9 protein-coding genes are annotated in these 6702 nt (G+C 29.5%); all 9 read right to left on the reverse strand.

The features are described from left to right. Window positions 1-84: 84 nt before the first annotated feature. The 9 genes from Q8S45_RS12510 to rplU all read right to left on the reverse strand — a co-directional run bounded on the left by Q8S45_RS12510 (window position 85) and on the right by rplU (window position 6386). Complete coding sequence (locus Q8S45_RS12510) at window positions 85-870, reverse strand: hypothetical protein (protein ID WP_305605405.1); 786 nt, start codon at window positions 868-870, stop codon at window positions 85-87. Next, window positions 867-1781: a phosphate/phosphite/phosphonate ABC transporter substrate-binding protein gene (gene phnD, locus Q8S45_RS12515; RefSeq protein WP_305605408.1), complete on the reverse strand. Its 915-nt coding sequence runs from the start codon at window positions 1779-1781 to the stop codon at window positions 867-869. The genes Q8S45_RS12510 and phnD overlap by 4 nt, the downstream gene beginning before the upstream one ends. Before the next feature lie 165 nt (window positions 1782-1946). Further along, window positions 1947-2579 (reverse strand): Crp/Fnr family transcriptional regulator, encoded by a 633-nt coding sequence (locus Q8S45_RS12520; RefSeq protein ID WP_305605411.1) that lies wholly within the window; start codon window positions 2577-2579, stop codon window positions 1947-1949. Between the two features lie 11 nt (window positions 2580-2590). Beyond that, window positions 2591-3004, reverse strand: coding sequence for a DUF6691 family protein (locus Q8S45_RS12525; protein ID WP_305605414.1), 414 nt, complete (start codon window positions 3002-3004; stop codon window positions 2591-2593). Window positions 3005-3007: 3 nt separating this feature from the next. Further along, entirely contained in the window at window positions 3008-3565 is a 558-nt protein-coding gene (locus Q8S45_RS12530) for a YeeE/YedE family protein (protein WP_305605416.1), read from the reverse strand. A gap of 75 nt (window positions 3566-3640) precedes the next feature. Further along, on the reverse strand, window positions 3641-4273 hold the full coding sequence (locus Q8S45_RS12535; RefSeq protein WP_305605419.1) for a Crp/Fnr family transcriptional regulator: 633 nt from the start codon (window positions 4271-4273) through the stop codon (window positions 3641-3643). Continuing rightward, window positions 4270-5499, reverse strand: a complete 1230-nt coding sequence (locus tag Q8S45_RS12540; protein ID WP_371133024.1) for a 3-deoxy-D-manno-octulosonic acid transferase — start codon at window positions 5497-5499, stop codon at window positions 4270-4272. The genes Q8S45_RS12535 and Q8S45_RS12540 overlap by 4 nt, the downstream gene beginning before the upstream one ends. A gap of 84 nt (window positions 5500-5583) precedes the next feature. Further along, a complete protein-coding gene (rpmA, locus tag Q8S45_RS12545) occupies window positions 5584-5844 on the reverse strand; it encodes a 50S ribosomal protein L27 (protein ID WP_305605421.1) in 261 nt (86 codons plus the stop codon). A 26-nt stretch (window positions 5845-5870) separates the two neighbouring features. Continuing rightward, the gene (gene rplU, locus Q8S45_RS12550) at window positions 5871-6386 is read right to left on the reverse strand and encodes a 50S ribosomal protein L21 (RefSeq protein WP_305605424.1); all 516 of its coding nucleotides are present in this window, start codon (window positions 6384-6386) and stop codon (window positions 5871-5873) included. Window positions 6387-6702 lie beyond the last annotated feature (316 nt).

Genomic DNA, 6702 nt, shown 5'->3' on the forward strand with positions numbered 1-6702 from the left:
TTTAATATTTCTAAAATTTTGTCGTAATTTGATTTAAAGTTGTTCATATATTTAATTGCTTGATATACAAATAAATATACGACTTTATATAGTCAATGAACAACTTTTATTCCTGTTTTTATAAATGCACAACGGGTTAAATTTATCTGTTAATACATCAATTTCATCTTCCATTTTTTTATGTTGGAAGATCTTTTGCAAAAAACCCTCTTTTTGAATTAATTCGATGCCTATTTGGTTTGAATTTAAATCAAGATTATCTGCCATTTTACTTATTTTCTTAATGGGCAAGGTTATTATATATGAGAATATAAAGGTTCCTAAAACTCCAAGCGCTAAAAATAATAAGATCATTAGAAGAAAAAAACTGTTAATCTGATTGATGCTTGTATTAAAACTATCTTCTAAAATACCTACACGAACTTTACCAATACTTCCTTCTAAAATAGGAATTGAGAAATCTCTTATAGTGCTTTCAGGATAGTTTTTATAAATCACACGCTGAATAGACTCCTTAGTTTTGTTTGTTTTTAAACCCAATAATGTAGCAGGAACCATATCATTAAAAGTGTGCGCTAACAAATGATTATTTTCATCAACAATAAAGATATAGGCAATATTTGCATCTATTCTCATTTTATCAGAAACCAATTTATTTAAATTGGATAAATCATCGTATAATATATCGTCAACACTTCTTTCGGCTATACTCTTTGTGATTGTTAAACCATGGCGATTAATTTCTTTTTCAAATAAATCATAAACAGCATAATTGATAAAATAAAAATTTATACTACCAAATAAGGCAACAATAACTGTTAAAGCAATTGTAAACTTCCAAAAAAGAGGTACAAATAATTTATTTTTCATTGTTTAGTGTACACATAATTTTTTCGAATACTGTTGTAGTTTTCGTCTTTACCTTCCTCAAAACGGTCAATCATTAATTTATCTAATATTTTTTTTCCGACAGAATCTTGATGAATTTCTAAAAATATTTTTTTTAGTTTTTGTTTTGTTATAGCATCTAATTCAGTTGGAACTACAATTGGAGGTATTCCAAAATTCTCCGATTTTTCAATTATTTTAATCCCTTTAACTTTTTCTGGGTAATATTTTGCAGCATAATCATATATCAAACCATCTATAGTAGCTCCTTCCACAATTTTTTTAGCCACTAATTGCATCGAATTATCATGGGCATTTGAATACATGGTACTTTTAAAATAGGCATCTTCATTTTGACCTAAATCTTTGATTCTCTTCAACGCATACAATTTACCTGTATTAGACATCGGATCGGTATAAGTAAACGATTTGCCTTTTAACTCTTCAAAAGAAGTGATTTTAGAAGATTCATGAACAATTATATATGCCTGATAAAATGGTTTGCCATTCGAAATTGGCACTACTAATAATTCAATATTATTCTTATCTTTTTCAATTACATAAGCCCCAGAACAAATAAATGCTAAATCAACTTCATTTTTAAACAGCAGTTCATTAACCTCTTCATAGGTTTTGCGTTGTTTAAACTCAATTTCATAGTTGAGTTCTTTAGTTATATAGTTCAATAAATCTTTGTAATAATTAAGAGTTTCCCTCGGTGTAATAATTGCTGAAACTGCAACTTTGAGCTTTTCAGTTTCACCTGGACTGCTAGTTAAGTGATTCGGTTTAGTTTTAAGAAAATCAATTTCAGTCGTTTTAGTATCTCTTTGTTTTGAATAATTACATCCTAAAAACAAAAGAAACATGGCTAAATAAACAATCAGTTTCATTCTTGCTAAATTAATTTGTGGATAATCTCACAAATATACTTAATTATTAACCGTTACGGAAGATTATAAATTTTTGATAAAATGATTGAAAGGATTTAAACCAGAACGCAATAATTCACGATTATAGGGCAATTAAAAGAGGGTATTTTTTTTGTAGACAATACTTTAATTCAATATTATTTTATTTCTTCCCAAAGAAATCACTTCATCCTTTTCTAATTTCTTTAAAGTCCTTGAAATTGCTTCTCGGGAAACTTTTAAATCACGCGCTATGTCAAAATGTTTTAAAAAAATAGTTTTATTATTATGAACTTCACTGTTTTCCTTTAAATAATTTTGTAAATTATATTCTAAATTTTCAAAAGAAATATTATTTATTTTTTGAACCAAATAGGAAGTTTGCTGTTGATTTAATTTAAAAAAGAATGACCTCCAACTTTGGTATTTAACAAACCAAACTTTCAAAATTTCAGATGGTATTGCAATATAAGTAAGTTCTGTTTCAGCTTCTAATCTAATTTCACTTTTTTTATTTTCAAGTGCGTAAGCAATTGCAATAGCACTTGTTTGGTTTTTGGTTATAAAGTGTAAAAAAACACCATTTCCTTTACCATCTCTACGTAATACCTTTACATTTCCATCTATTACCAAAGGTATAAATTCTATATCTCTTCTAACATCAACAATAATTTTCTCAGGATCTGTCTTTTTTAAAACTCCGTAATTACAAAGTTCATGCCGTAAATTCTCTTCAAAAATAGTTGCGAAAGAATTTTCAACAATTTCATGAATTTTCATTTTAATGAATTTTAATGAGGAATTTTATCTTTGAATAAACCATATAAAAACGCTCCTAATGTTGCTCCAAAAATTACAACTACAATTGGTAATACACCTTTTCCAATTAAAACAAACATAGGTCCCGGACAAGCACCAGCCAATGCCCAACCAAATCCAAATAAAGTTCCTCCTAATAAATTTCTATATAAGCCTTTTTCTTTAGAAGTTATATGGATATCCTGACCTTCAAATGTTTTTACCACTTTTTTTCTAAACAGTAACATGCTTACCATACCTATCATTACTGCTGAACCAATAAACCCATACATATGAAACGATTGAAATTTAAACATTTCGTAAATTCTATACCACGAAATAATTTCGGCCTTACTCATTACTATTCCAAAAAGAATACCTACTAAAAAGAATTTTATAAATTTCATCTCTTACAATATTAATGGTAAAATAAACCAAGTCATTACTAAACCTCCAATAAAAAATCCAATCACAGAAATTAATGAAGGGAGTTCTAAATTGCTTAAACCCACAATAGCATGTCCGGATGTGCATCCTCCAGCCCAACGTGCACCAAACCCAACCATAATACCAGCTCCAAGTAATATTAAAAATCCTTTAAAAGTTAGCATGGTCTCTATGCTAAAAATAGCATCGGGTAAATAAGTTGCTCCTGCATTTTCTATTCCAATGGCGGCTAAATCTTCAACTGTTTGGGGGTTTAATGCAACTTGGTCTCCAATAGACAAATAATGCGAAGCTATAAAACCACCCACAACTGCGCCAGCGATAAAAATTAGATTCCACGTGTTTTGTTTCCAGTCAATTTTAAAATAATCTACAAATTTTCCTGCACCACCTATCGAACAAAATGTTTCTAGGTTAGAAGATACTCCAAAACGTTCTCCAAAGTAAAAAAGCAGAAACATTACAATGGCAATTAAAGGGCCTGCAACATACCATGGCCAAGGTTGAAAAATTAATTCCATGAGTTTTTTTGTATTAGTTAGTAACTCAAATGTATCTTTAAAAATACGATGTTTTGTAACAAATGTTACTAAACATTAAAATTCCAGAATCTCAATTCTGTTTCTGTGCAATTTAACTTTCTTTTCGTTTTCCAATTGTTTTAACAACCTGGAAACTACAACTCGAGAGGTATGCATATCATATGCTATCTCTTGATGCGTAGTGTTTAAGCTAGTTTCACGCATAATTTGTGCACGATCTCTTAGGTATTTATATAAACGTTCATCCATTCTCATGAAAGCCAATGTGTCTATAGTTTCCATCATTTCGTTCAAACGAATATTGTAACTATCAATTACAAAATTTCTCCAAGTTTTGTATTTCACCAACCAATCATCTAGTTTTTCTTTAGGAAGAAAAATAATTTCAGATTCTTTCTCAGCTATTGCTCTAATTCCACACTTCCCATTCGAAATTGCACTAGCAAATGAACTTGCACAAGTATCTCCTCTTTCTAAAAAATAAAGTAAAATTTCTTCTCCATTTTTATCCTCTCGTACAATTTTAATTGCACCTTCTAATAACAATGGAACTCCCTTCATTTTATCACCTAAATCAACTAAAAGTTCATTTTCTCTTAGTTTTTTATATGTTCCCAATAATTCAATCTCGTCTAACAATTCCTTTTCAAACACAAAGCCAAAATAACTTTCTAATTTTTCTCTCATTTTTTAATATATTTTAAAATTTCTTGCGAAGCTCCAATATTGCTTTTTATATAATTGTATGCCTTTAAACCTGCTTCATTTCTATTTTTAATATCTGAAGCTAATTTTGTTAAAAGTACTGATAAATTTTCAGAATCATGCACAGAATAGCAGGCGTTTATGGCAATCAAATTTTTCACCTCCTCAAACTTCGCATAATTTGGTCCAATAATAATTGGAATTCCAAAAGTTGCCGGTTCCAATACATTATGAACTCCCGATTTTGTGAATCCGCCACCAACATAAGCGATTGTGGCATAACTATAAATTTTAGTTAAAATACCAATTGTATCAACTATAAAAACTTGATAATCTTTTAAAGGATTACCTTCTTTTTCTGAAAATAGAATTGTTTTTTTAGAAATTGCCAATTTCAATTCCATAATATCTTTTGAATTCATATTGTGAGGTGCAATTATGAATTTTTCGTTTTCTGTAGCCTTTTCATTTATATAAGCAATCAGTAATTTCTCATCTTCCTTCCAAGTGCTTCCAGCAACCAAAGTGTGGCAATTATTTTTAAATTCGGCTATAAATGGCAATGTATTATCTTGCGTTGTAATTTCAAATACGCGATCAAATCTAGTATCGCCACTTACAGTAACATTTTTAAAATTGATGCGTTCTAATAATTGTTTTGATTTATTATTTTGAACAAAAAAATGGCTAAATGCTTTTAAATAGTTCCGCATCCAAAACCCATACCATTTAAAAAAAACTTGATTCTCTCTAAATATACCTGAGATTAATATCGTTTTTATTTTTTTTCGATGCAGTTCTTGAAGTAGAATAGGCCAAAATTCATATTTCACAAAAATGGCTAATTCAGGATTTACCAATTTTACGAATTTTTCCACATTTCGTTTTGTGTCTATAGGCAAATAGCAAACAACATCTGCAAGATTGTAATTTTTTCTAATTTCGAAACCCGAAGGTGAGAAAAAAGTAACTACAATTTTTTTGGTGGGAAATTCTTTTTTTATCAATTCAACAATTGGCCTTCCTTGTTCAAATTCTCCTAAGGAAGCGCAATGCATCCAAATTGTTTTCTCTGTTTTATTCAAGGTCTTCTCTAAAATAGAAAACGTATTTTTTCTTCCTTCAATAAAAAGTTTAATTTTTTTATTGAAAATTGCCGCCAAAGGCAAAACAGTAGAAACAATATAAATAAATATGTTATACAACAATGTTATAAAAGTGCTAAGGTACAAAATATGCATAAAAAAACTCCCTAACTAGGTTAGGGAGTTTTATATTTTTCAATGCATTAATTAAGCTTCAAAAGGCTCAATAGAAACAAATGATTTATTGTCTTTCTTCTTTTGGAATTTAACCACACCGTCAACTTTTGCATGTAACGTATGATCTTTACCCATATACACATTATCACCTGGGTGATGTGTGGTTCCTCTTTGACGGATAATTATATTACCTGCAATTGCAGCTTGTCCACCAAATATTTTAACTCCTAAACGTTTCGATTCGGATTCTCTACCGTTCTTCGAACTACCTACTCCTTTTTTATGTGCCATGATATTATGGTTTTAAAATGTAATACTTATTTAGTTAATGCTTCAATTAATTCCGCTTTTTTCAAAGAAGTATATCCTTCAATACCACTCCCTTTTGCCAAAGCTTTTAATTCTGCAACAGACATAGAACTTAAATCTATCGAAGTTTCAACTACTGGAGTTTCTTCTTTAGCTTTGGGTTCTTCTTTTTTAACAGCAGCTTTTTTAACAGCAGCTTTTTTAGTAGCACCACTTGCTACAATGTTTTCAATTTGAATTTCTGTAAAAAACTGACGATGTCCGTTTTTTACTTTATATCCTTTTCTACGTTTTTTCTTAAAAACGATTACTTTATCACCTTTAAGGTGACCTAAGATTTTTGCCGTTACTTCGGCTCCTAATATAGCTGGGGCGCCAACAGTTACAGTTCCTTCGCTATCTAAAAGAAGTACTTTATCAAAAGAAACTTTTGCTCCTTCTACTTCTTTCAAACGATGAACGTAAACTTTTTGGTCTTTTGCTACTTTAAACTGCTGCCCTGCTATTTCTACAATTGCGTACATAAGCTGTTTTTTATTCGCTTTATTAATTTTTATGCTGCCTCTTCAATTAAGGCGGGTGCAAATATAATTCTTTTTTCCTTTATTACAAAACATATTTAAAACAACATAAAGCACCTTGTTAAATGATGTTAAAATTAAGATCAAACATTACTTTTATGATATAAAAATAAAATAAGTTATTAACCTAGCGGTAATATATTCATAAAAAAGTTGTATATTTGTCCTATGGAAAAAGAAGATTTTAGGACAGTTGATGATACGATTAGAAGTTCGTATCGAAAAAAGGCAATTGCCTTAATAAAGAAAGGCGTAAAAA

It is taken from the genome of Lutibacter sp. (assembly GCF_030692605.1).
Classification (GTDB): Bacteria; Bacteroidota; Bacteroidia; order Flavobacteriales; family Flavobacteriaceae; genus Lutibacter.

Coding starts and splice junctions, on each gene's coding strand:
- Q8S45_RS12510 (WP_305605405.1), bottom strand. CDS start 870: ATGAAAAATAAATTATTTGTACCTCTTTTTTGGAAGTTTACAATTGCT.
- phnD (WP_305605408.1), bottom strand. CDS start 1,781: ATGAAACTGATTGTTTATTTAGCCATGTTTCTTTTGTTTTTAGGATGT.
- Q8S45_RS12520 (WP_305605411.1), bottom strand. CDS start 2,579: ATGAAAATTCATGAAATTGTTGAAAATTCTTTCGCAACTATTTTTGAA.
- Q8S45_RS12525 (WP_305605414.1), bottom strand. CDS start 3,004: ATGAAATTTATAAAATTCTTTTTAGTAGGTATTCTTTTTGGAATAGTA.
- Q8S45_RS12530 (WP_305605416.1), bottom strand. CDS start 3,565: ATGGAATTAATTTTTCAACCTTGGCCATGGTATGTTGCAGGCCCTTTA.
- Q8S45_RS12535 (WP_305605419.1), bottom strand. CDS start 4,273: ATGAGAGAAAAATTAGAAAGTTATTTTGGCTTTGTGTTTGAAAAGGAA.
- rpmA (WP_305605421.1), bottom strand. CDS start 5,844: ATGGCACATAAAAAAGGAGTAGGTAGTTCGAAGAACGGTAGAGAATCC.
- rplU (WP_305605424.1), bottom strand. CDS start 6,386: ATGTACGCAATTGTAGAAATAGCAGGGCAGCAGTTTAAAGTAGCAAAA.